Source organism: Thalassobaculum sp., from assembly GCF_040219615.1.
GTDB lineage: Bacteria > Pseudomonadota > Alphaproteobacteria > Thalassobaculales > Thalassobaculaceae > Thalassobaculum_A.
Genome location: NZ_JAVJSE010000031.1, coordinates 17,597 through 43,057, shown reverse-complemented (window position 1 = coordinate 43,057; position 25,461 = coordinate 17,597). Strand labels below are relative to the sequence as shown.

25 protein-coding genes are annotated in these 25,461 nt (G+C 71.5%); 7 read left to right on the top strand and 18 right to left on the bottom strand.

Annotation, left to right across the window (positions count from 1 at the left end; all coding sequences use genetic code 11):
* Nucleotides 1–13 precede the first annotated feature (13 nt).
* A complete protein-coding gene (locus RIC31_RS16685) occupies nucleotides 14–964 on the top strand; it encodes an MBL fold metallo-hydrolase (protein WP_350110098.1) in 951 nt (316 codons plus the stop codon).
* 49 nt (nucleotides 965–1,013) lie between these two features.
* On the opposite strand, the gene RIC31_RS16680 is transcribed toward RIC31_RS16685, so the two are convergent.
* The 4 genes from RIC31_RS16680 to RIC31_RS16665 all read right to left on the bottom strand — a co-directional run bounded on the left by RIC31_RS16680 (nucleotide 1,014) and on the right by RIC31_RS16665 (nucleotide 5,575).
* Nucleotides 1,014–1,601: a YdeI/OmpD-associated family protein gene (locus RIC31_RS16680; RefSeq protein WP_350110095.1), complete on the bottom strand. Its 588-nt coding sequence runs from the start codon at nucleotides 1,599–1,601 to the stop codon at nucleotides 1,014–1,016.
* Nucleotides 1,598–3,967, bottom strand: coding sequence for a molybdopterin guanine dinucleotide-containing S/N-oxide reductase (locus RIC31_RS16675; protein WP_350110092.1), 2,370 nt, complete (start codon nucleotides 3,965–3,967; stop codon nucleotides 1,598–1,600). Before RIC31_RS16675 ends, RIC31_RS16680 begins: the two co-directional genes overlap by 4 nt.
* Nucleotides 3,968–4,096: 129 nt before the next feature.
* A complete protein-coding gene (locus RIC31_RS16670; protein WP_350110089.1) occupies nucleotides 4,097–4,402 on the bottom strand; it encodes an alkylphosphonate utilization protein in 306 nt (101 codons plus the stop codon).
* Between the two features lie 102 nt (nucleotides 4,403–4,504).
* Complete coding sequence (locus RIC31_RS16665; RefSeq protein WP_350110086.1) at nucleotides 4,505–5,575, bottom strand: YeeE/YedE family protein; 1,071 nt, start codon at nucleotides 5,573–5,575, stop codon at nucleotides 4,505–4,507.
* A 180-nt stretch (nucleotides 5,576–5,755) separates the two neighbouring features.
* Between RIC31_RS16665 and RIC31_RS16660 the strand changes: the two genes are divergently transcribed.
* Entirely contained in the window at nucleotides 5,756–7,183 is a 1,428-nt protein-coding gene (locus tag RIC31_RS16660) for a M20 family metallopeptidase (protein ID WP_350110083.1), read from the top strand.
* 18 nt (nucleotides 7,184–7,201) lie between these two features.
* Here RIC31_RS16660 and RIC31_RS16655 read toward each other — a convergent pair whose 3' ends face one another.
* Nucleotides 7,202–10,432 (bottom strand): DUF4347 domain-containing protein, encoded by a 3,231-nt coding sequence (locus RIC31_RS16655; RefSeq protein WP_350110080.1) that lies wholly within the window; start codon nucleotides 10,430–10,432, stop codon nucleotides 7,202–7,204.
* A gap of 275 nt (nucleotides 10,433–10,707) precedes the next feature.
* Here RIC31_RS16655 and RIC31_RS16650 point away from each other — a divergent pair, with 275 nt between their 5' ends.
* The 3 genes from RIC31_RS16650 to RIC31_RS16640 all read left to right on the top strand — a co-directional run bounded on the left by RIC31_RS16650 (nucleotide 10,708) and on the right by RIC31_RS16640 (nucleotide 12,719).
* Nucleotides 10,708–11,757 (top strand): helix-turn-helix domain-containing protein, encoded by a 1,050-nt coding sequence (locus RIC31_RS16650; protein WP_350110077.1) that lies wholly within the window; start codon nucleotides 10,708–10,710, stop codon nucleotides 11,755–11,757.
* Nucleotides 11,758–11,837: 80 nt separating this feature from the next.
* Complete coding sequence (locus tag RIC31_RS16645) at nucleotides 11,838–12,230, top strand: VOC family protein (RefSeq protein WP_350110074.1); 393 nt, start codon at nucleotides 11,838–11,840, stop codon at nucleotides 12,228–12,230.
* A 129-nt stretch (nucleotides 12,231–12,359) separates the two neighbouring features.
* Nucleotides 12,360–12,719 (top strand): YciI family protein, encoded by a 360-nt coding sequence (locus tag RIC31_RS16640; RefSeq protein WP_350110071.1) that lies wholly within the window; start codon nucleotides 12,360–12,362, stop codon nucleotides 12,717–12,719.
* A 25-nt stretch (nucleotides 12,720–12,744) separates the two neighbouring features.
* Here the strand turns inward: RIC31_RS16640 and RIC31_RS16635 are convergent, their stop codons facing one another.
* Nucleotides 12,745–13,230: a nucleoside deaminase gene (locus RIC31_RS16635; RefSeq protein WP_350110068.1), complete on the bottom strand. Its 486-nt coding sequence runs from the start codon at nucleotides 13,228–13,230 to the stop codon at nucleotides 12,745–12,747.
* A 12-nt stretch (nucleotides 13,231–13,242) separates the two neighbouring features.
* Nucleotides 13,243–14,145 (bottom strand): NAD(P)-dependent oxidoreductase, encoded by a 903-nt coding sequence (locus RIC31_RS16630; protein ID WP_350110065.1) that lies wholly within the window; start codon nucleotides 14,143–14,145, stop codon nucleotides 13,243–13,245.
* A gap of 159 nt (nucleotides 14,146–14,304) precedes the next feature.
* Here RIC31_RS16630 and RIC31_RS16625 point away from each other — a divergent pair, with 159 nt between their 5' ends.
* Entirely contained in the window at nucleotides 14,305–15,042 is a 738-nt protein-coding gene (locus RIC31_RS16625) for a FadR/GntR family transcriptional regulator (protein WP_350110062.1), read from the top strand.
* A 22-nt stretch (nucleotides 15,043–15,064) separates the two neighbouring features.
* Here the strand turns inward: RIC31_RS16625 and RIC31_RS16620 are convergent, their stop codons facing one another.
* Nucleotides 15,065–15,376: a DUF1272 domain-containing protein gene (locus RIC31_RS16620; protein ID WP_350110059.1), complete on the bottom strand. Its 312-nt coding sequence runs from the start codon at nucleotides 15,374–15,376 to the stop codon at nucleotides 15,065–15,067.
* Between the two features lie 291 nt (nucleotides 15,377–15,667).
* On the opposite strand from RIC31_RS16620, the gene RIC31_RS16615 reads away from it, so the two are divergent.
* Nucleotides 15,668–16,870: a multidrug effflux MFS transporter gene (locus RIC31_RS16615; RefSeq protein WP_350110056.1), complete on the top strand. Its 1,203-nt coding sequence runs from the start codon at nucleotides 15,668–15,670 to the stop codon at nucleotides 16,868–16,870.
* Between the two features lie 16 nt (nucleotides 16,871–16,886).
* Here the strand turns inward: RIC31_RS16615 and RIC31_RS16610 are convergent, their stop codons facing one another.
* The 10 genes from RIC31_RS16610 to RIC31_RS16565 all read right to left on the bottom strand — a co-directional run bounded on the left by RIC31_RS16610 (nucleotide 16,887) and on the right by RIC31_RS16565 (nucleotide 25,452).
* On the bottom strand, nucleotides 16,887–17,204 hold the full coding sequence (locus tag RIC31_RS16610; RefSeq protein WP_350110053.1) for a cupin domain-containing protein: 318 nt from the start codon (nucleotides 17,202–17,204) through the stop codon (nucleotides 16,887–16,889).
* A gap of 108 nt (nucleotides 17,205–17,312) precedes the next feature.
* The gene (locus RIC31_RS16605; protein ID WP_350110050.1) at nucleotides 17,313–17,930 is read right to left on the bottom strand and encodes a class I SAM-dependent methyltransferase; all 618 of its coding nucleotides are present in this window, start codon (nucleotides 17,928–17,930) and stop codon (nucleotides 17,313–17,315) included.
* A gap of 76 nt (nucleotides 17,931–18,006) precedes the next feature.
* Complete coding sequence (locus tag RIC31_RS16600; RefSeq protein ID WP_350110047.1) at nucleotides 18,007–19,065, bottom strand: branched-chain amino acid ABC transporter permease; 1,059 nt, start codon at nucleotides 19,063–19,065, stop codon at nucleotides 18,007–18,009.
* Between the two features lie 160 nt (nucleotides 19,066–19,225).
* Nucleotides 19,226–20,251 carry a branched-chain amino acid ABC transporter permease gene (locus tag RIC31_RS16595; protein WP_350110045.1) on the bottom strand — a complete coding sequence of 342 codons (1,026 nt, stop codon included), beginning with the start codon at nucleotides 20,249–20,251 and terminating at the stop codon, nucleotides 19,226–19,228.
* Nucleotides 20,248–20,988 carry an ABC transporter ATP-binding protein gene (locus RIC31_RS16590; RefSeq protein WP_350110042.1) on the bottom strand — a complete coding sequence of 247 codons (741 nt, stop codon included), beginning with the start codon at nucleotides 20,986–20,988 and terminating at the stop codon, nucleotides 20,248–20,250. The genes RIC31_RS16595 and RIC31_RS16590 overlap by 4 nt, the downstream gene beginning before the upstream one ends.
* Nucleotides 20,981–21,763, bottom strand: coding sequence for an ABC transporter ATP-binding protein (locus RIC31_RS16585; RefSeq protein WP_350110039.1), 783 nt, complete (start codon nucleotides 21,761–21,763; stop codon nucleotides 20,981–20,983). Before RIC31_RS16585 ends, RIC31_RS16590 begins: the two co-directional genes overlap by 8 nt.
* Nucleotides 21,764–21,927: 164 nt before the next feature.
* Nucleotides 21,928–23,127 (bottom strand): substrate-binding domain-containing protein, encoded by a 1,200-nt coding sequence (locus RIC31_RS16580; RefSeq protein ID WP_350110036.1) that lies wholly within the window; start codon nucleotides 23,125–23,127, stop codon nucleotides 21,928–21,930.
* A complete protein-coding gene (locus RIC31_RS16575) occupies nucleotides 23,124–23,522 on the bottom strand; it encodes a hotdog family protein (RefSeq protein WP_350110033.1) in 399 nt (132 codons plus the stop codon). The genes RIC31_RS16580 and RIC31_RS16575 overlap by 4 nt, the downstream gene beginning before the upstream one ends.
* A complete protein-coding gene (locus RIC31_RS16570) occupies nucleotides 23,519–23,908 on the bottom strand; it encodes a MaoC/PaaZ C-terminal domain-containing protein (protein ID WP_350110029.1) in 390 nt (129 codons plus the stop codon). Before RIC31_RS16570 ends, RIC31_RS16575 begins: the two co-directional genes overlap by 4 nt.
* Nucleotides 23,905–25,452, bottom strand: a complete 1,548-nt coding sequence (locus tag RIC31_RS16565) for an acyl-CoA synthetase (protein ID WP_350110026.1) — start codon at nucleotides 25,450–25,452, stop codon at nucleotides 23,905–23,907. Before RIC31_RS16565 ends, RIC31_RS16570 begins: the two co-directional genes overlap by 4 nt.
* Nucleotides 25,453–25,461: the final 9 nt, after the last annotated feature.

Genomic DNA, 25,461 nt, shown 5'->3' with positions numbered 1-25,461 from the left:
CAAGAGGAACGGCATGGCCAAGAAATTCGCGTCGCAGAACGACCTGACCGAGAAGAAGATCAGTTTCGTCGAGGTCGGCAAGGGCCTCTGGGCGTTCACGGCGGAGGGCGACCCGAACTCCGGCGTCATCATCGGCGACGACAGCGTGATGATCGTCGAGGCCCAGGCCACGCCCCGGCTGGCGAACAAGGTGATCGAGAAGGTCCGCGAGGTGACGGACAAGCCGATCTCCCATGTGGTGCTGACCCACTACCACGCGGTCCGGGTGCTGGGCGCCAGCGCCTTCGGCGCCCCGCAGATCATCATGTCGGACAAGGCCCGCGCCATGGTGGTCGAGCGCGGCCAGGAGGACTGGGACAGCGAGTTCCAGCGCTTCCCCCGCCTGTTCGAGGGCCACGAGAGCATCCCCGGCCTGACCTGGCCGACCACCACCTTCTCGGAGTCGATGACCGTCTACCTCGGAAACCGCAAGGTGGAGATCCGGCAGGTCGGCCGCGCCCACACCGCCGGCGACGCCGTCATCTGGGTGCCGGACGAGCAGGTCATGTTCACCGGCGACATCGTCGAGTACCACTCCGCCTGCTACTGCGGCGACGGCCATTTCGAGGACTGGGGCGGCACGCTCGACGCGGTGAAGGCCTACAATCCGAAGTCCATCGCCCCGGGCCGTGGTGACGCCCTGGTCGGGGTCGACATGGTGGACGCCGCCCTGGAAGCGACCCGCGACTTCGTTGAGAGCACCTACCGGCCGGCGCAGCAGGTGGCGGCCCGCGGCGGCAGCCTGAAGGACGCGTGGGACGCGGTGCGCGACGCCTGCGACGCAAAGTTCAAGGACTACGCGATCTACGAGCACTGCCTGCCGTTCAACGTCTCGCGCGCCTTCGACGAGGCCCGCGGCATCGACACCCCCCGGATCTGGACCGCCCAGCGCGACCTGGACATGTGGGAGCAGCTGCAGGGCTGATAGGGCCGTCTCGGACCGGGTCGGGCGGCGGCGTCCGGCCCGCCCGGCCTCAGCGATCGTGCATTCCCTTGCCGTCGAGGATCCGCGGTGCGGCCTTCTCGATCCGCGAAACCCGGGTCGCCGACTGCTTGGGCTGCGAGAAATGCAGGGCCCATCCCCGCCGGCGCCCGGGCGTCAGCGCCTCGAACGCGGCCTTCAGGGCCGGATCCTCGTCCAGTTTCGCGACCAGTTCGTCCGGAAGGGCGAAGTCGTCCTTCGGCAGGTCCACCTTCAGGCCGGCCTTCTCCGCCTCGACCGCCTCGCGGACATAGGCCTCGATGACGGCCTTCAGACCGGCGATCTGCGGCACCCCGGTGAACCGCATCATGCGCACCGATCGCGAGTTCTCGCCGGGCGCCACCAGGATGCCTTCGGGATCCTTCAGCAGCGCGCCCTTGAAGAACGACAGCGCGCAGGCGTCCTTGAGGCCCCAGACGGTCGCCACGTTGCCGCCCGCCGCCGTGTAGCACGGCGAGCGCCACTTGAACTCCTCGGCCACCGGGCAATCGCGCAGGATCGCCCGCAGCGCCGCGAGCTCCGCCTTCCAATTCCCGGCATTCGCGAAGAACGCCTCTATCCTGGGATCCGCTTCGCTCATCGCCGGCCGAGCCCCTGCGCCTCCTCCGCCACTGGCGGCGCATAGGCGCGGACCGCCGGGGCCGGGCCGGTGTGCTTCTCGCACTGGACCACCGTGACCTGGCCGCAGCAGCCCTGGGCCAGCCGCGAGGTGCCGACGTCGCGGGTCAGGACGTTGGGGTTGCCGTGGACGCAGAACGCCCCGTCGCCCGCCCCGACTCCCGACCCGTCCGGCGCCGGGTCGAACCACGCCCCGGTCGGCAGCTGGACCACCCCCGGCATCAGGGCATCGGTCAGCTCGGCCGCCGCCAGGCAGGCGCCGCGGTCGTTGAACACCCGGACCACGTCGCCGCCGGCGATGCCCCGCGCCGCCGCGTCGCCCGGGTGCAGCCGCACGACCTCGCGGCCGCCGACCTTGCGCGACTGGCTGTGGGCGCCGAAGTCGAGCTGGCTGTGCAGCCGGGTGGCCGGCTGGTTGGCGACCAGCCACAGGGGCGCGGCCGCGCTCGGCTGCTCGGTCGACGCCATGAACACCGGGTGGCCCGGGCAGTCGTCGTAGCCGAAGCCAGCGATGGTCTCGGAGAAGATCTCGATCCGGCCGCTCGGCGTCGTCAGCGGGCTGGCCTCAGGGTCGGTGCGGAAGCTGCGCAGGATGCCGCCGTCGTCCGGCTCCTGCGGCAGGGCGAGTTCGCCGCGCTCCCAGAATTCCTCGAAGGACGGCGCCTCCGCCCCGGCCTCGGCCAGCGCCCGGCGGGTCGGCTCGTACAGATGGGCCAGCCACTCCATGACGGTGCGGCCCTCGGTGAAGGCGGCGCCGGCCTGCAGCCGCTCGGCCAGGTCGGCGAAGATCGCATGGTCGTCGCGCGCCTCGCCCACCGGTGGCGCCACCCGGCGCATGGCAACCAGCCGCGGGTCGGTGCCGGCGGCGCCGATATCGTCGCGCTCCAGGGTCATGGTCGCCGGCAGCACGATGTCGGCGGTGCGCGCCATCGGCGTCCAGGCCAGTTCGTGCACCACCACCGTGTCGGGCCGCGCGAAGGCTTGGCTCAGGCGGGCGAGGTCCTGGTGATGGTGGAACGGGTTGCCGCCGGCCCAGTACACCAGCCGGATGTCGGGATACTCCAGGCGCCGGCCGTTGTAGTCGAAGGCCGCGCCCGGGTTCAGCAGCATGTCTGAGATCCGGGCGACCGGGATGAACGCCTCGACCTGATTCTTCCCCTGGGACAGGGTCGGGGTCGGCACCGCGTTGTTACGCCGGCCGGTGTGGCCGAGCGTGCCGAGCGCGTAGTTGTAGCCGCCGCCCGGCAGGCCGATCTGCCCGACCATGGCGGCCAGCGCCGCGGCGGCCCACACCGGCTGCTCGCCGTACTGGGCGCGCTGCAGGGCGTGCGCGACCACGATCAGGCTGCGCCCGGCGACCAGGGCGCGGGCGATCCCGCGGATGGTCCCGGCATCGACGCCGGAGATCCCGGCGGCCCAGTCGGCGTCCTTTGCCTGGCCGTCGGCCTCGCCCCGCAGGTAGCGGGCGAACGGCTCGAAGCCGGTGGTGTAGCGGTCCAGGAACGCGCGGTCGTGGCGGTCCTCGGCCAGCAGGGTGTGGGCCAGCGCCAGCATCACCGCGACGTCGGTGCCGGGGCGGATCGGCAGCCATTCGGCGGCCGCCTCCGGCGGCAGGTCGTCGCGCTGCGGGCCGACCGTGATGAAGCGGGTGCCGCGCGCCGCCGCCGCCTGCATCGCGCCCGGCTCGATGTGCTCGCTGATGCCGCCGCCGGCGATCATCGAGTTCTTGATCGCCATGCCGCCGAACGCCAGCACCACGTCGGTGTGGGTGCGGATCTGGTCCCAGGTGACGTTGCGCCGCGACACGCCCTCGAACGAGCCCATGATGTGCGGCAGGATGACCCCGGACGCCCCTGCGCTGTAGCTGTTGACCGACCGGACGTAGCCGCCGCAGGCGACATTCAGGAAGCGGTGCACCTGGCTCTGGGCGTGGTGGAAGCGCCCGGCGCTGGCCCAGCCGTAGGAGCCGCCGAAGATGGCTTGCGCGCCGAAGCCGGCGCGCACCCGCGCCAGCTCGCCGGCCAGCAGGTCGAGGACCTCGTCCCACTCGCGCTCGACGAAGGCGTCGCCGATCTTCCGGGGCTGCGGCCCGGGGCCGTTATCCAGCCAGGCACGGCGCACCATCGGCTTGCGGATCCGCGCCTCGTGCCGCAGCGCGCCGCGGAAGTTGTCGAGGATCGGCGACGGTGCCGGATCGCCGGCATAGGGCTCGATCGCGACGTCGTTGCCGTCCCAGCGCGCCGAGAACGCGCCCCAGTGGGCGCTGTGCGGCACGGCCCCTCGAGGCATGGCTTCCGGGCGGCCGTCGGCCGGCTTCGACTCGAACATGGTGTCACCGTCTCGATGCGGGGCTGGGGGCGGCGGCTATTCCGCCGCATTCTGCGCGCCGTCCCGGACGAGGCCAAGACATCGGACGGAAAATTCACGCTGCCGCCAGCCGGCCGCTGCGGAGACGCGTCAACGCTTGCGGACGAACTCCGTGCGCAGCACCAGGCCCTTGATGGTCTCGTGGCGGCAGTCGATCTCGTCGGGATTGTCGGTCAGCCGGATCGACCTGATCACCGTGCCTTGCTTGAGGGTCTGGTTGGCGCCCTTCACCTTCAGGTCCTTGACGAGGACGACCGAGTCGCCGTCGGCCAGGGCGTTCCCGGCGGCATCGCGGACCACCGGGCGATCGGCGTCGCCGGCGGCCGCCAGTTCCGCGGCCGGCCGCCACTCCCCGGTCGCCTCGTCATAGACGTAGTCGTCGGTCCCGTCGGCCAAGGCACGTCCCTTTCATGAATGCGGAATCCCGCGACCGCATGGCGGGATGCAGGCGGCCACCGCTTATACGCCGCCGGCCGGGCGCCGCAACCTATTGAGAGATCACAACTGGGCCGTCTCGCGCCGGCCGATCGCTTCGGCCCGCTCCAGCAGCAGCCCGGCGGCACCGGCCCCGATCCACATGCTCAGCAGCGCCACCCAGGCGGTCAGCGACAGCACCGAACCGCCGGTGACGCCGGCGCCGACCGCGCAGCCGCCGGCCGCCATGCCGCCGAAGCCCATCAACACCGCGCCGACCAGGTAGCGGAGGGTGCCGGTCCCGGCGTCGAAGCCCTGCAGCCGGAACTCGCGGTGCAGCAGGGTCGCCGCCAGCGACCCCGCGAACACGCCGGGCACCAGGCCGATCCCGAAGCTCGGCACGACGTCCGGCCGGACGATCAGCGCCATCAGGGTGTCGGCCGACGGGCCGGTGAAGGTGACGCTGCCGACCGTCACCGGCTCGAACGACACCCGCGACAGCGCCGCGGTGAACGCCCAGCCGAGCCCGACCGCCAATCCGACGCCGGCCGCGGTCGCCGTGGTCCGGACCGCAACCCGGTTGCGCCAGGCCAGGGCGCCGGAGAGCGCAACGCAGCCGACCCCGAGCGCCAGGCCGGTCCCGTCCGGCAGGTGCTGCGCCATGTCGCGAGTACTCGGGCCGACCACCCACAACCGGTTCAGCGCCTCGCGCAGCGGCGACAGCACGCCCGACAGGCTGGCCTGGGCGGCGACCGTAACCACCAGCCCGGCGATCAACGCCCGCGCGTTGCCGGTCGCCGACAGCACCAGCAGCCGGCTGGCGCAGCCGCGCGCCAGGATCATCCCGACGCCGAACAGCAGTCCGCCGACGATCGCGCCGGACAGGCTGCCGACCGTGGCCAGCTGGCGCACGTCCTGGGGATTGAGCCCGCCGTTCGCCAGCAGGGCCTGGGTGGCCAGCAGCGCCGTCCCGAACACCGCCAGCCAGACCGCCAGCTTGGGCCCGAGTTGGCCGCCCCAGAACTCGATGCAGGCCGAGCGCAGGCAGAACCGGCTCTGCTGCGCGCAGTAGCCGAAGATCAGGCCGACGACCGCCCCGCCCAGCATGATCTTGCCGGAGTCCGATAGCGCGTCGCTGGCCAGGAGCTGCTCCATGGCCCGTCTATCGGCCGAAACGCCGGAACACGATATGACATAGGTCAGGCGGGAGGCCGCACCGGCACCGACGGCGCCGCGCGATTATCCCATCCCCCGCGCCCTGCAATTGTGGAATGCTGTCCTCCTCTCCGCACGTCGCGCCCCGCCCGGGGCCCTTCCCCATCCACGGAACCCGTCATGCAGAACATCGAGCCGATCCTGCCCCACATCGACAGCCACCGGGACGACCTGATCGTCCTGTCCGACAACGTCTGGGGAATGCCCGAGACGCTGTATGCCGAGTACCGGTCCTGCGCCGAGCACACCGCGGTGCTGCGCGCCAAGGGCTTCCGGGTGACCGAGGAACTGGCCGGCATTCCGACGGCGGTGCTGGGCGAGGCCGGCGAGGGTGGGCCGGTGATCGCCATCCTGGGCGAGTACGACGCGCTGCCCGGCCTCAGCCAGGTCGCCAACATCGCCGAGCCGAAGGAGCTGGTCTTGGGCGGGGCCGGCCATGGCTGCGGCCACAACCTGCTGGGCTCGGCCGCCCTGCTGGCGGCCTGCGCGCTGAAGGACTGGCTGGCCGAGACCGGCACCCCCGGCCGCGTGCGCTACTACGGCTGCCCGGCCGAGGAGGGCGGCGCCGCCAAGGCGTTCATGGTGCGCGACGGCTGCTTCGATGACGTCGACGCCGCGATCAGCTGGCACCCGGGCGGGATGACCCAGATCTTCGGCGCCCACAGCCTCGCCAACACCCGCATCGACTTCACCTTCACCGGCCGGACCAGCCACGCCGCCGCCTCGCCGCATCTCGGGCGCAGCGCGCTGGACGCGGTCGAGCTGATGAATGTCGGCGTCAACTACATGCGCGAGCACATGCCGAGCTCGGCCCGCATCCACTACGCCTATCTCGACGCCGGCGGCACCGCGCCGAACGTGGTGCAGGGCACCGCCAAGGTCCGCTATACCGTTCGCGCCACCGACCTGCCAGGCATGCTGGCGCTGATCGAGCGGGTCCGGAAGATCGCCCAGGGTGCCGCGCTGATGACCGAGACCACGGTGCGGCCGCAGGTGATCTCGGCGGTCTCCAACCTGCTCGGCAACACCCCGCTGGAGGAGGCGATGCAGTCCGTGATGGACGGCCTCGGCGGGGTCGAGTTCGACGAGGCCGACCGGGCCTACGCCCGGCAGATCCAGGCCACCCTGTCGGCAGACGACATCGCCTCCAGCTACCAGCGGGCCGGGATCGAGCCGCGCGTCGGCGAGCCGCTGTGCGACTACGTGGTCCCGCGCGACCCGCGCGGCGGCGGCATCATGGGCTCGACCGACGTGGCCGACGTGTCCTGGGCGGTGCCGACCGTGCAGGCCCGGGTCGCCACCGTCGCCATCGGCACCCCCGGCCACACCTGGCAGATCACCGCCCAGGGCAAGGCCCCGGCGGCGCACAAGGGCATGACCTACGCCGCCCAGGTGATGGGGGCGACCGCGCGCATGCTGTTCACAGACGAGGTGCTGCTGGCGCGCGCCAGGAAGGACCATCGCGACCGGCTGGAGCGGCAGCCCTATGTCTGCCCGATCCCCGACGACGTGAAGCCGCCGCTGCAGCCGCGCCCGACTGCGGAGTAGCCGCCGCACGCGGGGCGGTCAGGCGAACACGAACCAGTCGGCCTGCAGCTGGCCGGCGCTCACGCCGGCCAGCTGCAGGGCGTTGCCGCCGCCGAGCATGATGATGACGCCGCCGTCGGCGTCGACGGCGGCTTCCTGCAGGTCGGCGAAGCTGTCGATCGCGGTGCCGTTGAGGCCGGACGCCAGGCGGACCCGGTCGCCCGATGCGCCGTCGAAATCGGCGACAGTATCGAGGCCGCCGCCGTCGCTGACCTGGATCAGGTCGCCGCCGGCACCACCGGTGATCAGGTCGTCGCCGATGCCGCCCTGCAGGGTGTCGTCGGCGATGCCGCCGACCAGGGTGTCGGCGCCCTGGCCGCCATACAGCAGGTCGGCGCCCTGGCCGCCATACAGGGTGTCGTCGCCGAGATTGCCGTACAGCACGTCGCCGGAACGGTTGCCGTAGACCACGTCGGCGTGCTGCCCGCCATAGGCCAGGTCGGCGTCCTGGCCGCCATACAGGGTGTCCAGGCCCTGGTTGCCGTACAGCACGTCGTCGGCGAGGTTGCCGTAGACCACGTCCTGGTTCTCCCCGCCGCCGACGGTGTCCCCGGCGCCACCGCCGAACAGGGTGTCGTCGCCCTCGCCGAGCGAGATGAACTGCGCCCGGTCGTCGCCGACCGCGAAGTTGTCGCCGGCGCCGCCGGTCACCGTGGCGCTGCCGACGATCGAGACGAACTCGATGTTGTCGACCTGCACGCTCGATCCGGCGGGCAGGCCGGTGACGTCGAGCACGAAGGCCTCCGACTGGGACAACCCGGGGCTAGCCGTGCCGGACAGGACGATCGGCTCGGACAGGGCGGTCGCCGTCGTGCCGGGCACGATGGTGCGGACGTCCAGCGCGGTGGTCGCGGCCAGCGTGTCGAGATAGCTCCGGGCATTGGCGACCAGGGTCGGTTCGCCGACGGAGTTGCGGGCCTCGATCGCCGAGATCAGGGAGGACACCGCCTGATCGCCGGTCTGGGCGGCGTCGGGCCCGGTCGCAGTGAGCGTTGTCGAGGGCGGCAGCGTGGCGGTGACCAGGTTGCCGTTGTTGCCGGTGTTCTGCACGATCGCCGCCGATCCGCTGGACGCGCCGGTGTTGGTGATGGTGCGGCTGGCCGCCGAGCCGCTGGTCGGGGCGTCGACGACGACGATGGAGCCCGAGCCGCCATCGTCCCCGCCGCCTCCCCCGCCGCCCGATGGCGCCGGAACCCCATAGGTGATCTCCGACCGGCCGCCGGCGATCGCGACCCCGAAGACCGCGTCGGCGGCCAGCCCGGTGGCGGTTACGGTGGCGTCGGCGGAGCCGTTGCCGTCCAGGTCGATCGCAAGGGCGTCGCCGGTCCGCGCGATGCCGGCGGCGGTCAGCGTGGTCGAGGCGACCTGCAGGACCTCGCCGGCCGCCCAGTCCGACAGGACATCGCCGTCGGTTCCCACGAATCGGTCGACTCCGGCGCCGCCGCTCAGGGTGTCCGTCCCGTCGCCCCCGTCCAGGGTATCGGCCCCGTCGCCGCCACCCAGGGCGTCTTTGCCGGCCCCGCCGGTCAGGGCATCGGCCCCGGCTGCACCGCACAGGGTGTCGTTGCCGGCGCCGCCGCTCAGGGCGTCGTTCCCCGCCTCCCCGCACAGGTAGTCGTCGGCCTCGGCGCCGCTCAACGTGTCGTCGCCGCCGCCGCCCCACAGATAGTCGTCGTCCCAGCCGCCGCGCAGCAGGTCGTCGCCGGTCCCGCCGGTCAGGAAGTCGCTGCCGACGTTGCCCTCCAGGACGTCGTCGCCGGCCATGCCGCTGAGGTAGTCGTCGCCGTCGCCGCCGCTGATGGTGTCGGAGCCGCTGCCGCCGGACACGTCGTCGTCGCCGCCGGCCGCGTTGACCACCGTCCCGAAGCTCGCGGCCCCCACGATGGTCTCGGCGTCGTCGTTGAGCTGGTCGCCGTAGAGCTGCAGGGACGCGGTACCGGCGGTCAGCCCGGACGTGTCGAAGGCCGAGGCGTTCAGGGTCGTGGCCGTCGACACCGCGACGTAGAGCGTGCCGGTGCCCGACAGGACCACCGACTCGCCGCTGAACAGGTCGGCGAACACCGCGGTCGCGCCCGACTGCACCGTCACCGCCTCGATGCCGGCGATCGACCCGGCGACCGTGAAGTCGACGCTGGCGTTGGTCCCGACGACGATTGTGTCGGAACCGGCGCCGCCGTCGACCGTCGCGCCCTGGGCGTCGCAGGCGCAGTTGAACACCAGGGTGTCGGCCCCGGCGCCGCCGCTCAGCCGGTCGCGGCCGCCGCCGCCGGACAGGGTGTCGGCCCCGGCCCCGCCGATCAGGGTGTCGGCACCGGTTCCGCCGGTCAGGGCGAAGCGGCCGTCGGTCTCGGCCGAGCCGGTCCAGGCCACCGCGTCGCCGCTGGCGGAGGCGTCGACGCTCATGACCTGGCCGCTGGCCACCGTCGCGTCGTGGGTGGTGATCGACTGGATGCCGGCGGTGATGGTCACGGTCTCGACATCGACCAGCGTGGCGACCCCGAAGGCGACCGTCTGGGCGGCCGAGATCGACAGGGTGTCGGCGCCCCCCAGACCGTCGATGGCGTCGCCCGTGTTCAGGGAACCGGCAATGCTTGCCGTCACCGTGTCGGCCCCGGTCGACAGTGTCGGCGCGTCGGCGCCGGTGGTCAGTGCGGCGGTGGCGAGCAGACCCCGATAGGCGGCGCAGGCCGCGGCCGAGAACGCCGGTTCGGCGACCGGGCCGCCGTCCGGTCGGCGCAGCGTCCAGCCGCCGCCGCGCTCCGGGTCGCCGACCGGGCCGACCGAGGCCGCAACCGGCACGCCGAGCGCGGCCGCCATGTACTCCAGGAACCGGCGGCCGGCCGGCCCGGAGGCGATCGAGCAGCCGTACAGCAGGACGACGGCGTCCGGCGCCAGGGCCCCCGCCAGGTCGGCCACCGCCCCGTGCCGGATCGCCAGCGCCGGCAGGTCGACGCGGTCGCCGGCCAGCAGCAGGAGCCCGGGCTCGCCGTGGCTGACGACGTGCAGCGTCGCGACGTCGCGGCGGCCGGCCAGTCGCCGCGCCGCCTGTTCCAGCCCGCAACCGCCAGGCGTCAGCCGCAGGACCTCGACCCCGGGCCGCAGTCCGGCCATCAGGTCCTCGGCGTGCTCGACGCCGGGATCGAGGATCAGTACCTCGGCGCGCGTCGTGGCTTTCGATGCCGTATCGGCGGTCCCTCGGACCCCTGCCATCCCACCCTCCCCGGGGCTGACGCGGCCGGTCTCCATGATTCCTGTCCGGGACCGGCTCGCGTCGGATTGCCTTGATTCCGACATAGGCTTTCGGACGGACCGGCACTCTGCGGTCCGTCTCGGAGTTTCGACATTCCATCTCAAATGCCGCGGCCGGCCGGAGATGAGGTCCGGCGGGCGCCCTGGATCGCGGTAACCGGCTGCCGTGGTTCAGGAAACCGCCTCGTCGTGCTATGCTTGCGGTCGGCTCCAAGTGGTGGGGAGGTGGCGCCGCAGTGCAGGACGACAACCCAGCCGAGGCATCGGTGCCGCGGGCGGTGTTCTCGGTCAACGACATACCCGCGCGTGAGCGCTACGAGGTCTGGAAGGAGAGCATCTCCTGCATCTTCGACGTCGACGCCGACGTCGAGACGCGGCGGGAGGACTTCTTCGCGGCGGTCGACGCCAGCATGTTCGGCCCGATCATGCTGGCCAGGAGCACCAGCCGCGGCCAGCGATGGCGGCGGTCGTCATCGACGATCGCCCGCGACGGCATGGACCACTATATGATCCAGCTCTACGAGACCGGCGGGCAGACCCTGAACGCCGGCAGGATCGAGGTCGAGCAGCCGGTCGGCGGGCTGCTGGTCTACGACCTGTCGCGCACGGTGGCGGCCCGCAGTGGCACCTTCACCAACCTGTCGCTGATCATCCCCCGCGGGCTGCTGGCCGAGGCGCTGGTGGCGCCCGACGACCGGCACATGCAGACCCTGCCGGCGACCGGGCCGATGGTGGCGATGCTACGGGACCACATGCTGTCGCTGACCAGGCTGTCGCCGCGCATGACCGCCGCGCAGGCGGCCGCCCTGGTGCCGGCGACCGTCGCGCTCACCGCCGCCTGCCTGAACACGTCGGGCCCGGACGGCCCCGCCACCGGCAACGGCGTCGCGTTCGTCTCGATGCTGGCGGCGCGGCGCCTGATCGACAGCCGGCTGTCCGACGAGAACCTGACGCCGGACTGGCTGGCCCGCCGGCTCGGCATGTCGCGCGCCAAGCTCTACCGGATGTTCGAGCCGGTCGGCGGGATCGCCCAGTACATCCGCGACCGCCGGCTGCGCCGGGCGATGCTGGAACTGCGGGACGAGCCCACACGGCACCTGCCGATCTACGAGATCGCGCTCAGGGCCGGCTTCAGCAGCGAGACCACCTTCGGGCGGGCATTCCGGCAGCGCTACGGCGTCACGCCGCGCGATGTCCGCTACCGCGGCGCGCCGGCTCGGCACGGCGCCTCCGACGACGGGCCGGACCGGCGCTACGAGGAATGGCTGCACCATCTGGCGGTCTGAGCGGCCGGCCGTTCGCGCGCCCGCGATGTCGGGTATGCTCCGGGTCTCCCCACACTGCGATCCGGAGGGCCGAGGACGCCATGAGCCTCAAGGACATCCACAATCTCGACTACACCATCCTGCTGTGCCGGGACATGGCGGCGACCCGCGCCTTCTACGATGACGTCATGGGCTTCCCGGTCGAGCACGACTCGCCGACCTGGGTCAGCTTCCGGGTCGGCGCCACCCTGCTGACCCTGCGGCCGCGCGGCGCCTCGCCCGGCGGCGAGGACGGCCCGGCGACCCCCGGATCGGCGTCCGTCCAGCTCGCCTTCCGGGTGCCGCCGCCGGCGGTCGACGCCTGCCACGGCGAACTGGTCGCCAAGGGCGTGCCGATCATGCGGCCGCCGACCGACCTGCCGTCCTGGCGGCACCGCACCCTGTTCTTCCGCGACCCCGAGGACAACGTCATCGAGATCTACGCGGAGTATTGAGCCGGCCGTCCGGCGTCCGCCCGGGCGCGACAATCACCCGAAAACCTTCCGTCGATGTCGGCATCCGGCCTCGTGGTTCGTCGTTCCGATATCCAGCCGGCGAGACCGGCCAATCCGAGGAGAGCGACGATGCGCGTGATGGTGATCGTAAAGGCGACGGAAGACAGCGAGACCGGCATCCTGCCGCCGCCCGAGCTGTTCGAAGCGATGGGCAAGTACAACGAGGAACTGGCGGCCGCCGGCATCATGCGGGCCGGCGACGGCCTGAGGCCGTCCTCGGAGGGCAAGCGCGTCGCGTTCGACGGGGCCGGCCGGACCGTCATCGACGGTCCGTTCGCCGCGACCCGCGAGCTGGTCGCCGGCTTCTGGCTCTGGGAAGTCAATGACATGGACGAGGCGGTCGCCTGGGTGAAGCGCTGCCCGAACCCGATGCCGGGGCCCAGCGAGATCGAGATCCGGCCGCTGTACGAGATGGAAGACTTCCAGTGAAGCCTCGGTGCGCGGCCGCCTCCGGCTATCGCTGGCCCTTGGCATAGCGACGGTGCAGGTCGCGCAGCTCCGCCGCCAGCTCCGGCACCGGCCCTTCGACGGGCAGGCCGGGCACCACGGTCTGGATCGGCAGCGGACTGACCGGCGAGCTCGGCGGCACCCCCAGCTCGGCACGCAACGCCACCAGCTGCGCGGCCGAGCCGGCATAGACGATCCGCCCGAGGCCTACGAAGCCGTGGGCGGCGGCGCACATCGGGCAGTGCTCGCCCGAGGTGTAGACCGTCGCCAGGGCGCGATCTCCGGGCGTCATGTTCTCTGCCGCCCAGCGCGCCAGCGCGAACTCCGGATGCCGGGTGCGGTCGCCGCCGGAGACCCGGTTTCGGTCCTCGGCCAGCACCGTGCCGTCGGCCGCGACCAGCACCGAACCGAACGGCGCGTCGCCGGCCTCCAGCGCCTCTCGCGCCAGCTCGACGCAGCGCCGCAGGTGTCCGAGGTCGGTAGCGTCCGTCATGTCGTCCTCCTCTCAGGAACCGTTCCCGTCCGGCAGCCGGGCCTCGACGCCGGACAGGTGCTCATAGGCCTTGATGACCGCCGTGCAGCCCTCGTCGGCATGGCCGAGGGCGGCGGCCAGCGCGTAGGTCTGGTGTACCGATTCCGCCATGAAGCCGGGCAACCCGGCCTCCTCCAGCCAGCGCGCGTAGTACTTCACGTCCTTCTGGGCGTTGGCCAGCGACATATAGGGCGCGAAGTCGCGTCGCAGGGTCTTCTCGCCGTACAGGTCCATCATCCCGGACTTGCCGCCGGCCGCCGAGATGATGTCGATCACCTTGGTCATGTCGAGACCCTCGCGGGCGGCCAGCGCGAAGCCCTCGCAGAATGCCGCGACGTTGGCGAAGGCGATGTAGTTGTGAATCAGCTTGAGCCGGATCGCGTGCCCGGACGGACCGACGTGGAACACGTTCTCGGCGTAGCAGGCGAACACCGGCCGAAGCTCGTCCAGCAGCGCCGCCTCGCCGCCGAACAGCACGTTGACCTTGCCCTGCTCGGCGTGGATCGGGGTACGGGTCATCGGCGCCTCGGCGTAGCGCAGGCCGCGCCCGGCACACAGCCGGTTCATCCGGTCGACATGCCCGGGGTTCACCGTGGTGTGGTCCAGCACGATGGCGCCGGCCGGCAACAGGTCGGCGACGCCGTCGGGCCCGAACAGGATCGCCTCGACCGCCTCGGCGGTGGTGACGCACAGCGCCAGCACCGACGCTCCCTCGGCCGCCTCGCGGGCCGAAGCCGCCGGCACGGCGCCGAACCCGGCCATCCGGTCGATCCGGGCCGGATCCAGGTCGAAGCAGCGCACCGCCTGCCCCTTGGTCGCCAGGTTCCTGACCAGCCCGGCGCCCATGCCGCCGAGGCCGATGAATCCGATCGTCATGTCGCCTGCTCCTCCTGCGGGTCGGTCGGCATTGTGACCAGGAACCGGCGTACCGACAAACCCGGCCCCGCGCCCGGACGGGGCCGGCCGGCGGCGCGGTCGCGGCATGAAGTTTGTGCTACAGTCGGCGCTCGGACGGGGCTGCGGCTGGGCGGAACCATGAGCGACATCTTCGAGCGGGTCTCGCGACCGCGCCGACTGCCGGACGAGATCGCGTCCTCGATCCTCGAGGCGATCTCCCGCGGCGACCTGCAGGCCGGCGACCGCCTGCCGACCGAGATGGACCTGTCGGACCAGTTCGGGGTGGCCCGCACGGTGGTGCGCGAGGCGATCTCCCTGCTGAAGTTCGACGGGGTGATCACCGCCCGCCAGGGTGTCGGCGCCTTCGTGTCGGAGGCCTCGAGCCGGCGCTCGTTCCGGATCAGCCCGTCCTGCTTCGCCAAACGCCAGCAGCTGGTGAAGCTCCTGGCGCTGCGGACCAGCGTGCAGGCCGACGCGGCGGCCGTCGCCGCACAATGCCGCAGCGAAGAACAGCTGGCGGCGATGGCCGCCGCCCTGCAGCGATTCGCGGACTCCATGGGCGGCGGCATGGACGCCGCCGAGGTCCGGGTCGACGCCGAGGCGGCGTTCTACCGCGCCATCGCCGAGGCTTCGGACAACGAGTACTTCGTCGAGTTCATCCAGATGATCGACGCCAAGCTGATGGAGAACCTGCGCTCGGTGGTGGTGAAGAACGCCATGGTGTCGGAGATCGGCGACCGGGTTCAGGCCGAGCACGACGAGGTCTTCGTGGCGATCCGGGACCGCGACGGCGAGCGGGCCCGCACTGCCACCCGCCGGCACTACGAGCACGCCGCCCGGCGCCTCGCCGATCGCTCGGGCATCGAGACGGTCTGACCGTCGTCCGGCCGAGCGAGTCTTAGCGCCGCTCCGGCGGCACGTCCCGGATCCGTGCGGCATGCGCCGCGACCGCCTCCGGCGGGTACTTCAGATGGACACGCCTGTCGGAAGGCGGCTGGTGCGCCCGCGACACGCCGGGGCGCCAGTCGGTCGCCGGCCGGATCGGCCGCGGGACGAAGCCGCCGCCGCAGTTCGGGCAGACGTTCTGCAGCCTGGTATCCACGCAGTCGGCGCAGAAGGTGCACTCGTAGGAGCAGATCCGCGCGTCCGTCGCATCGGGCGGCAGGTCCTTGTCGCAATACTCGCAGTTCGGGCGAAGCTGCAGCGCCATGGCGTTCCCCTTCCCGGCCGGCCTCCGTCCTTCACCGGCCTCGGTCCGTCGAGGGTGCGGCGGGTTCCGCGCGGGCGGAAGGACAATCGGACCGGCGATCCGGCAAAGGTCGTGATCGGGCCGGTCGCCGTTGACGGGCGGCCGGAATGCCCTCTAGCATCGCGCGATGTATCGCGTAGTCACTATCGCGGGGAGTCGACCCGGGGACCGGTAACGGTCGACCTGCCGACACCCTGCGCGCCCCCGACATTCCGGGGGTTTTTTTGTGCGCGCACGCCACCGGAGCGCCCGATGCTCGCCGCCGCCCGTACCCCGCCGCGACTGCTGACGCTGATCGTCGTCTCGGGCGTGTCGATCCTGCCGATCAGCATGTTCCTGCCGTCGCTGCCGTCGATCGCCGCCGACCTCCGGGCCGACTTCACGCTGGTCAACCTGTCGATCGCCGGCTACGCCGCCAGCAGCGCCGTCCTGCAGTTGATCCTGGGACCGCTGTCGGACCGCTACAGGCGCCGGCCGGTCCTGCTGGCCAGCCTCGCCGTGTTCGTCCTGGCGTCGATCGGCTGCGGGCTGGCCACCGACATCCGGGTATTCCTCGGCTTCCGCTTCCTGCAGGGCGCGGTGATCGCCGGCTACGCGGTCTCGCTGGCGGTCATTCGCGACACCTCGCCGCCCGAGGAGGCGGCCGGGGTGATCGGCTACGTCACGACCGCCTGGGCGGTCGCACCGCTGCTCGGCCCGACCCTCGGCGGCATCCTCGAACAGGTCTTCGGCTGGCGTGCCAGTTTCTGGGCCTTCGCCGGCCTGGGACTGGCGACTCTGGCGTTGTGCTGGGTCGACCTGGGCGAGACCAACCGCCGGCCGTCGGCGACAATCCGGTCGCAGTTCCGGGCGCTCCCGAAGCTGCTGCGGTCCCGGCAGTACTGGGGTTACGCCCTGTGCATGGCATTCGCGGTCGGCGCGTTCTACAGCTATCTGGGCGGCGCGCCGCTGGCGGCCCGGTCGGCGTTCGGCATGTCGCCGGCCGCCCTCGGCCTGGCCATGGGCTCCACCACCGCCGGCTTCATCCTCGGCAGCTTCCTGTGCGGCCGCTACGCCCGGCGGTTCGCGCTCACCACCACGGTCATCGCCGGCCGGCTGGTCGCCTGCGCCGGGCTGGCGGCCGGCCTCGTGCTCTGGTTCGCCGGCGTGGTCCACCCGGCGGCGCTGTTCGGTCCCTGCGTGTTCCTCGGGATCGGCAACGGCCTCAGCATCCCGAGCGGCAGTGCCGGCGCCATGTCGGTGAACCCGGCCCTGGCCGGCAGTGCCGCTGGCCTGACCGGCGCGCTGATGGCCGCCGGCGGCGGCCTGGTCTCGGCGGCGGCCGGCATGATCCTGACCGAGGGCGACGCCATTCCGATCCTTCTCGCCGTCCTGCTCGCCTGCGCCGCAGCCGGGCTCGCCGCCGCCCTGTACGTCCGACGCGTCGACCGGCGGGCCGGGCCGCCGACCGGCTAGGAAATCCGGCGGAACGTCAGACCGAGCCCTTGCGCTCGACCACCAGCACCCGCGCCTCGCCGACCGGATGGGCGACGTGCTCGTCGCCGACGGCCGCCACGAAGATGTCGGCCGCGCCGAGCCGCTGCACCCGCTCGACGCCGTTCTCGCGGAAATGCATGTCGACGGCGCCGTCGAGCACCACGAACACCTCGTTGCCGTCGTTGACGTGCCAACGGTAGGGCCGGTCGGTCCAGTGCAGGCGGACGCTGGCACCGTCGACCTCCGCCAGGTCGCGGGCGCCCCAGGCGCGATCGGCGGTGAATGATCGGGCGTCGGTCACGATCGTCGGCACGGCGGGTCTCCAGCAGGTTGCCCGGGCAGCATCGGGCCGCGACCGTGGCGGCTCAATGACACAAGCCGGACGTTTCCGGCCGATGCAATGCCGTTGCCCGCCCGCCTGCTAGAGCGCGGCCGCCGCTTTCGGGGCCGCCGCCTTCGGGACCGCCTGGCGCAGGCGCGGGCCGGTGTCCCGACGGAACTCCTTGAAGCCAAGCCCGACCAGGTCGTAGTGCTCGCGCACCACCTGGATGCCGACGAAGCCGGCCGCCTCGAGGGCGCCGCCGAAGCTGTCGAAGACGAAGCCGTTGCGGTGCGCCATGTAGACCTTGCCCTTCGCGATCGACCGGCGGTGCCCGTAGACGATGTCGAGCGGCGTGATCGGGCCGTTCGCCGATTCATACAGAGGCTCGTCCGCCCGTCCTTTGGCGATCGCGGCGCTTGCGAGTTGGAGATCCGGGACGCGGGCGAACAGGAAACCGCCCGGGTCGAGGACCCGCAGGAACTCGGTCAGCGCCTGCTGCAGCTCGTGCGGGAACAGATGCTCGAGGTTGTGCGACGAGTACACCGCGTGGCAGCTCGCGTCGGGAACCGGCGACATGTCGGTCATCGAGGCAACCACGTCCGGCTTGACCGACGGGTCGATGTCCAGCCGCGTCTCGACCCACTTGCCGGCGGGGAACAACTCGCTGCGCCCGACCACCCGCTCCTTGGCGCACCCGACGTGAAGGACCCTCAGCATGCCGCTCATCGCTCGCCGTCTCGGTTGGGCGGGCGTTATCGCATGATTCCGAACCGGCGCTCCAGCGGGGATTCCCCTAGATCCGCCCCCTGAGCCGGCCGACGATCCCGGTCGGGAAGAAGTAGACGCTGAGGATGAACAGGATCCCGAGCCACAGCAGCCAGCGGTCCGGGCTGACCAGGTCGCTCAGCAGCGGCACGCCGGCGGTCGCCTCGGCGGCCGAGGCCATCAGCAGCTGCAGATAGTTCTTGGCCAGCACGAACAGCGTTGTGCCGATCACCGCGCCGTAGATCGTGCCCATGCCGCCGATCACCACCATCAGCAGGATGTCGATCATGATCGACAGGCTGAGGGTGGTGTCCGGCCCGGTATACTTGGTCCACAGCGCCATCAGCACGCCGGCCAGCGCCGCCGCCCCGGCCGACAGGCAGGTCGCGGCGGTACGGTAGAACGCCGTCCGGTAGCCGATCGCCTCGGCCCGGAACTCGTTCTCGCGGATCGCCTGCAGCACCCGGCCGAACGGCGAGTTGACGATCCGCAGCAGCGCCAGCACCAGCGCCGCCGCCGAGCCGAGGATCAGGTAGTAGCTGACGATCCGGCCGTCGAGACGGACGTCGAACAGCTTGCCGTCGGCCAGCCTGAAGGCCGGCGACAGCGCGTGCGGCACCCGGTAGGTCAGGCCGTCCTCGCCGCCGGTGATACCGGAGAGCTGGGAAGCCAGGATCAGGAAGGCGCTTGCCACCGCCAGGGTGACCATGGCGAAGAAGATCGCCTGGACGCGCAGCGCGAACAGCCCGATCACCAGCGCCAGCGCCATGGCCAGCACCAGCCCGCAGCCGGTGCCGAGCACCACCGCCCCCCAGGATCCCGGGAACGCCTTCAGCGCCAGCGCCACCCCGTAGGCACCGATCCCGAAGAACATGGTGTGGGCGAACGACACGATGCCGGTGTAGCCCAGCAGCAGGTCGTAGCTGGCCACCAGCACGATGAAGATGCAGATCGTGGCCGCCGTATTCAAAGAGCGAATGCCGGGGAACAGGAACGGTGCCAGGGCGAGGCCGACCGCGATCAGCAGCAGCAAGGCCGTCAGCGCCCGGCTGCGCGGCATGTCCTCGGAGAGCAGGGTCCTCAGCATCGACTGAACCTCGCTTTCGGCCGGCCGGCCCTTCGTGGCTCGCTGCGCTCGCGACTCAGGGCGACGGGGGTGGGCGTCAGCGCGCCAGCTTCTCCGCTGTCGTCCTGAGGTGCCCCGCACCAGCGGGGCCGCGAAGGACAGGGGCGGTCGCTCATGCGCCTCACCCCTTCCCGGCCGGCAGCAGGCCGCGCGGCCGCCACATCAGGATCAGCACCATCAGCAGGATGTTGGAGCCGAGCGCCACCTTGGGCGCCAGGAAGCCGGTGTAGTTGGCCATCAGCCCGACCAGCAGGGCGCCGATGAAGCAGCCCTCGACCGAGCCGAGGCCGCCGATGATCACCACGATGAACACCAGCACCAGGATGTTGAGCCCCATCTGCGCGGTGATGATCTCGTCGTACAGCCCCCACATCACGCCGCCGAGCCCGGCCAGCGCCGAGCCGGCCACGAACACCAGCACGAACAGCCGCCGCACCCGGTAGCCGAGCGCCTCGACCATCTCGCCGTTCTCGACCCCGGCGCGGATCAGCAGGCCGAGCCGGGTGCGCACCATTGCGAACCGCAGGCCGGCGAAGATCGCGGCGCCCAGCACCACCGCGAGCAGCCGGTAGCGCTCGACGATCACGTCGCCGATCACCCACGACCCCTTCAGCAGCTCCGGGCGCGGCAACGGGATCTGGTTCGGTCCCCACAGCAGGTGGATCAGCTCCTCGGCGACGATCAGCCCGCCCATGGTCACCAGGATCTGCTTGAGATGGGCGCCGTAGACCGGGCGCACGATCACCCGCTCGAAGAACCAGCCGAGCCCGCCGGTCGCCAGCATCGCCGCCAGGATCGCCAGCAGCACCGCCGCCAGGTTGAGCGCCAGCGAGTCCGATCCGGTCCAGCCACCGAGCGACAGCAGCACGGTGGCGCCGACGAAGGCGCCGATCGAGATGAAGGCGCCGTGCCCGAAGTTCAGGACGTCCATCAGCCCGAACACCAGGGTCAGGCCCGACGCCATGATGAAGATCAGCATTCCCATGGCGAGGCCGGCCAGGGTCAGGGTGCCCCAGGTCGAGGCGTCGGCGATCAGCAGCAGGCCGATGATCGCGAGCCCAGGCACCGTCCAGTACGGCGCCTGCGCCTTCAGCCGGTCGGCCAGCGGCGGCGCCGGGATCGCCGTATCGGATGTTCCGTCGGTCATTGGTGTGCTCCGAGGCTGAGGCCGAGCAGGCGGGCCTGCAGGTCCGGGTCGGCGGCGAGGTCGGCCATGCGGCCGCTGTGCACCACCCGGCCGTCGTCCATCACCGCCACTCCGTCGCCGAGCACCTGGGCCATGCGGAAGTTCTGCTCGACCATCAGGATGGTGGTGGCGGTGCGTTTGAGCTCCAGCATCGCCTCGATCAGCGCGTCGACGATCGCCGGCGCCAGGCCCTTGGACGGCTCGTCGATCAGGATCAGCCGGCGCGGCTCGATCATCGCCCGGGCGATCGACAGCATCTGCTTCTGGCCGCCCGACAGGTTGCCGGCCGGCAGCTCCCAGAACTTCCGCAGGGCCGGGAACAGCGAGAAGATCCAGTCCAGCCGTCCCCGGTCGATGGCACCGTCGCGGGCCGCCAGCACCATGTTCTCGCGCACCGTCAGCCCGGCGAACACGCCCATGTTCTCGGGCACGTAGCCGATGCCGAGCCGGGCGATGTCCGGCGTGGCCAGCGGCTTCAGGTCGGTCTCGCCGAAGCCGAGCGACCCGGCCGAGGCCCGCCACATGCCCATGACGGTGCGCAGGGTCGTGGTCTTGCCGGCGCCGTTGCGGCCCAGCAGCATGGTCAGCTCGCCCTCCGGCACCGCCAGGTCGACGCCCTGCAGGATGTGGTACTGGCCGATGTGGGTGTGGACGCCGTCGAGGCGCAGAAGGGGTGCAGGGCGCAGCAGGTCAGCCATGGCCGGCCCCCGTTCCTGCCGCGGTCCCGAGATAGGCCTGCTGGACCACGTCCGAGGCGATCACCGCCTCGGGGGCGCCGTCGGCCACCAGCGCGCCGTTGTGCAGCACGATGATGCGGTCGGCCAGCGAGCGCACCACGTCCATCTTGTGCTCGACCAGCAGGATGGTCTTGGCGGTGTCGGCCTTGATCCGGTGGATCAGGTCGAGCACCACCGGCACCTCGTCGACGCTCATGCCGGCGGTCGGCTCGTCGAACATCAGCACCTCGCTCTCCAGCGCCAGCAGCACCGCGACCTCGAGCTTGCGCTGGTCGCCATGCGGCAGCGAGGCGGCGACCGCGTCCATCTTGTCCAGCAGGCCGGTGCGCGACAGGTGGTGCTCGGCCATCTCGATCAGCGCGCGCCGGCGGGTCGCCAGCGACCAGATGTCGAAGCCGGTGTCGTGGCGGGCCTGCACGGCGATCCGCACATTCTCCAGCACCGTCAGGTTCGGGAACAGGTTGGTGAGCTGGAAGGCCCGGCCGATACCGGCGCGGGTGCGGCGCGGCGCGGTCAGGCCGGTGATGTCCTGGCCGAACAGCACGACCCGGCCGGCGGTGCTCTTGAGCTGGCCGGAGATCAGGTTGAAATAGGTGGTCTTGCCGGCCCCGTTCGGCCCGACGATCGCGGTCAGGGTGCCGCGCTCGAAGGCGCAGCTCACCCGGTCGACGGCGACATGGCCGCCGAACCGGATGGTCAGCTCCTCGGTGCGCAGGACGGGCGGTTCGGTGGTCATCGCGTCTTGGCCAGTTCTGACGTCGTGAGGCGGCGGGTGGGTCCCGGCTCTTCGCTTCGCTGCGGCCGGGATGACGATGGGGAGGGAAACAGTCCGGCTCTCCTCTTGTCGTCATCCCGGGCGAGCGCAGCGAGACCCGGGACCCACGGTGCGACGGGCGCCCGCTACTTCTTGTTGCGGACCGGGATGTCCATCTCCTCGATCTTCAGCTCCCGGACCAGCTCGGGAATGCCCCAGGCGACCGCCGGGTCGACCTTGATCCTGAAGTGGTACATGGACTGCAGGGCCTGATGGTCCTCCTTGCGGAACTTCATGACGCCCTTCGGGGTCATGAACTCCATGCCCTCCATGGCCGCGATCAGCGCCTCGGTCTCCCCGGACGGCGCCTTCTTCAGGGCCTCGACCACCGCGATCCCGGCCGCCATGCCGCCGGCGGTGAAGAAGTCCGGCGGGGCGCTGAAGCGCTTCTGGTGCTCGCTGACCAGCCAGTCGTTCACCGGGTTCTTCGGGATCTCGTAGTAGTAATAGGTGGCGCCCTCCATGCCCGGCAGCTCCTTGTAGGCCGCCATGGCCGCCAGGATGTTGCCGCCGGACGCCAGCTCGACGCCCTTCGCCTCCGGGCTCAGCGCCTTCAGCTTGCCGAGCGGGTTGCCCTTGCCGGCCCACACCACCCAGATGACCTTGCGCTTGCAGCCGTCGGCCTTCTCGAGCGCGTCGAACAGGCGCTGCGCCGGGGCGGTGAAGTCGGCGGTGTCGGTCGGGGCGTACTCCTCGAACACCAGCTTGGCCTTGGTCTTGCCGAGCGCCTCCTTGAAGGCGGCGACGCCGTCGCGGCCGAAGGCGTAGTCCTGGGCCAGGGTCGCCACGCAGTTGCCGGCATTGCCGAGGGCCACCGCGTTCGAGATCGCGTCCTGCGACGAGTTGCGGCCGGTGCGGAACACATAGCGGTTCCAGGCCGAGCCGGTGATCGAGTCGGCGACCGCCGGCTCGACCAGCAGCAGCTTCTGGTATTCCTGGGCGACCGGCAGCATGGCCAGCGCGACGCCCGACGATACCGGGCCGACCGCCAGGGTCGCGTCGTCGTCGCCGAAGGCCTCGGCCAGCAGTGTCTTGCCGATGTCCGGCTTCAGCTGGGTGTCCTTTTCGATCACCTCGATCTTGCGGCCGTTGACCTCCATCGAGCCGCCGGTGGCGTACTCCAGGCCCATCATCAGGCCGACATGGCTCTGCTTGGCATAGGCCTCGAAGGGCCCGGTCTTGCCGTAGACATGGGCGATCTTGTAGGGCTCGGCCGCCAGCGCGGTGCCCCCGAGCAGTCCCAATACGGCCGCCGTCGCGGCCGCGATACCGATGTGCCGTCTCATGTCGCGTCACTCCCTGTCTGCGTTTGTGATGTCCGGTGCCCGACGTCCCTGACCAGGACCAGGGCACGGCCTTCGCACAGCACCTCGCCGGAGGCGTCGGTGCATGTCGTCGCCAGATCGACCAGATGCTTGTCCGGTCGGATCCGGGTGATCTCGACGGTCGCGGTGACCGGCTCGCCGACCAGCACCGGCCGCAGGAACCGCATCTCCTGCTTCAGGTAGTTGGTGCCGAAGCCCGGCAGCTCGCGCCCCAGAAGGAAGGAGAACAGTCCGCCGACCAGCGGCTCCGGGACGTGGCCGTCGGTGACCGTGTCGACCCCGGCAAGCGCCTCCAGCCCGGCGACGTCGGCCGCCCGGTAGCTGCGCGTGATGGTGGCGCGATCGCCGACCTTCATCGGAACTCTCCACCGGTCAGCCGGACCCGGGTCCGGCCGTCCAGCGTCACCGTGCCGTCGGCCGCCGCGACGACCCGCACCGCCAGGTCCAGCCGGTCCGGCGCCGGTCGGTCCAGCAGGTCGACCTCCAGCCGCATGGTCTCGCCGGCATAGGTCGGCGCCGGGAACATCAGGTCCTGGGTTTCCTGCACCGCGCCCGGGAAGTGCCGCCGGACCAGGCCCCAGAGGGCGGTATACAGCAGCATGCCGTGGGCCACGGTGCGGCCGAACCGGGTCTCGGCCGAGAACACCGGGTCGACGTGGATCGGGTTGTCGTCGCCGCTGAGCGCGGCGAAGCGGTCGAAATCGGTCTGGGTGAACACCCGGTCCTCGCGGATCGCGGTCACGATGCCGCCTCCGTCTCGCTCGCCGCCTCGGCCCGCAGGACGTGCTTGCGAACCTTGCCGGCCGGGGTCCGCGGCAGGTCGTCGACCACCGCCACCGACTTCGGGAGCTTGTAGCCGGCCAGCCGCTCGCGGCACCACGCCCGCAGCCCGGCCTCGTCGACCCGGCGACCGGCCCGCGGCACCACATAGGCTCGCCCGACCTCGCCCCAGCGGCCGTCCGGCACGCCCACCACCGCGACCTCCAGAAGGTCCGGATGGCCGAGCAGCACGTTCTCGATCTCCGCCGGATACACGTTTTCGCCGCCGGAGATGTACATGTCCTTGATGCGGTCGACGATGAACACGTAGCCGTCGTCGTCGGCCCGGGCGACGTCGCCGGTGTGCAGCCAGCCCTCGGGGTCCAGGGTCTCGGCGGTGGCGTCCGGCCGGTTCCAGTAGCCGGGCGTCACGTTGGCGCCGCGGATCAGCAACTCGCCGGCCTCTCCGGCCGGCACGTCGCGGCCGTCGGGCCCGACGATCCGGCTCTCGGTCATCAGCAGCGGCTTGCCGACCGAGCCGCGCTTGCGCACCGCTTCCTCGGGCCGCATCAGGAAGGTGGTCGGTCCGGTCTCGGTCATGCCGTAGCCCTGGCAGATGGTAACGCCGCGCGCCGCATAGAGGTCGATCAGCGCATGCGGCAGCGGCGCGCCGCCGCTCGACCAGGACCGCACGCCGGACAGGTCGGCCGACGCGAACCGGTCGTGCACGGCCAGCGCCTGGTAGATCGCCGGGACCGCCAGCAGGGCGGTCAGTTCGCCGGCCTCGATCAGGTCGAGGAACCGGTCCGGGTCGAAACCCGGCATGACCTTCACCGAGCCGCCGGCGATCAGGGTCGGCAGGCTGTGCAGGTTGATGCCGGCGGTGTGGAACAGCGGCAGGTAGTTCGGGGTGACGTCGCGGGCCGTCAAGTCGATGGCGCCCGCCAGGTTGACGAAGTTGGCGTGCGCCATGCCGAAGGTCTGCATCACCGCCTTCGGCCGGCCGGTGGTGCCGGAGGTGTAGAGCATGTACCAGAGCCCGTCGGCCGGCCACACCGGGTCCCAGTCGTGGCGCTGCTCGGCGGCGTCGCGCATCTCCTGGTAGCTGCCGGCGGCCGGTGCCTCGCCCTCGGCCAGGACCGGCAGCAGCGGCAGGCCGGGTCGGGCCGCGGCCAGACCAGCCGCGAGGCCGGCGTTGCCGGCGTCGTGCAGCAGCAGCCGCGGCGCGCAGTCGTCGACCAGCGGCGCCAGCTCGGCGACGGTCTGCCGCCAGTTCAGCGGCACCAGCACCGCCCGCGCCTTGCCGCAGGCGAACAGGATCTCGAAGAACGACGCGGCGTTGTGGGCCAGGATCGCGATCCGGTCGCCGGGGGCGATCCCGCGGCCGCGCAGCGCCGCGGCGAACCGGCAGGCGCGGGCGTCGAGTTCCCGGTAGGTCAGCCGGGCGGTGCCGGCGACCTCGTGCAGCGCCACCTTGTCGGGCGACAGGGCGGCGCGTTTGGCGGCGATGTCGACGATGCTGAACATCCGCTCCCC

Coding starts and splice junctions, on each gene's coding strand:
- RIC31_RS16595 (WP_350110045.1), bottom strand. CDS start 20,251: ATGACCGACGGAACATCCGATACGGCGATCCCGGCGCCGCCGCTGGCC.
- RIC31_RS16625 (WP_350110062.1), top strand. CDS start 14,305: ATGAGCGACATCTTCGAGCGGGTCTCGCGACCGCGCCGACTGCCGGAC.
- RIC31_RS16565 (WP_350110026.1), bottom strand. CDS start 25,452: ATGTTCAGCATCGTCGACATCGCCGCCAAACGCGCCGCCCTGTCGCCC.
- RIC31_RS16665 (WP_350110086.1), bottom strand. CDS start 5,575: ATGGAGCAGCTCCTGGCCAGCGACGCGCTATCGGACTCCGGCAAGATC.
- RIC31_RS16615 (WP_350110056.1), top strand. CDS start 15,668: ATGCTCGCCGCCGCCCGTACCCCGCCGCGACTGCTGACGCTGATCGTC.
- RIC31_RS16605 (WP_350110050.1), bottom strand. CDS start 17,930: ATGCTGAGGGTCCTTCACGTCGGGTGCGCCAAGGAGCGGGTGGTCGGG.
- RIC31_RS16685 (WP_350110098.1), top strand. CDS start 14: ATGGCCAAGAAATTCGCGTCGCAGAACGACCTGACCGAGAAGAAGATC.
- RIC31_RS16640 (WP_350110071.1), top strand. CDS start 12,360: ATGCGCGTGATGGTGATCGTAAAGGCGACGGAAGACAGCGAGACCGGC.
- RIC31_RS16660 (WP_350110083.1), top strand. CDS start 5,756: ATGCAGAACATCGAGCCGATCCTGCCCCACATCGACAGCCACCGGGAC.
- RIC31_RS16655 (WP_350110080.1), bottom strand. CDS start 10,432: ATGGCAGGGGTCCGAGGGACCGCCGATACGGCATCGAAAGCCACGACG.
- RIC31_RS16575 (WP_350110033.1), bottom strand. CDS start 23,522: ATGAAGGTCGGCGATCGCGCCACCATCACGCGCAGCTACCGGGCGGCC.
- RIC31_RS16600 (WP_350110047.1), bottom strand. CDS start 19,065: ATGCTGAGGACCCTGCTCTCCGAGGACATGCCGCGCAGCCGGGCGCTG.
- RIC31_RS16680 (WP_350110095.1), bottom strand. CDS start 1,601: ATGAGCGAAGCGGATCCCAGGATAGAGGCGTTCTTCGCGAATGCCGGG.
- RIC31_RS16635 (WP_350110068.1), bottom strand. CDS start 13,230: ATGACGGACGCTACCGACCTCGGACACCTGCGGCGCTGCGTCGAGCTG.
- RIC31_RS16580 (WP_350110036.1), bottom strand. CDS start 23,127: ATGAGACGGCACATCGGTATCGCGGCCGCGACGGCGGCCGTATTGGGA.
- RIC31_RS16620 (WP_350110059.1), bottom strand. CDS start 15,376: ATGGCGCTGCAGCTTCGCCCGAACTGCGAGTATTGCGACAAGGACCTG.
- RIC31_RS16590 (WP_350110042.1), bottom strand. CDS start 20,988: ATGGCTGACCTGCTGCGCCCTGCACCCCTTCTGCGCCTCGACGGCGTC.
- RIC31_RS16585 (WP_350110039.1), bottom strand. CDS start 21,763: ATGACCACCGAACCGCCCGTCCTGCGCACCGAGGAGCTGACCATCCGG.
- RIC31_RS16645 (WP_350110074.1), top strand. CDS start 11,838: ATGAGCCTCAAGGACATCCACAATCTCGACTACACCATCCTGCTGTGC.
- RIC31_RS16630 (WP_350110065.1), bottom strand. CDS start 14,145: ATGACGATCGGATTCATCGGCCTCGGCGGCATGGGCGCCGGGCTGGTC.
- RIC31_RS16675 (WP_350110092.1), bottom strand. CDS start 3,967: ATGTTCGAGTCGAAGCCGGCCGACGGCCGCCCGGAAGCCATGCCTCGA.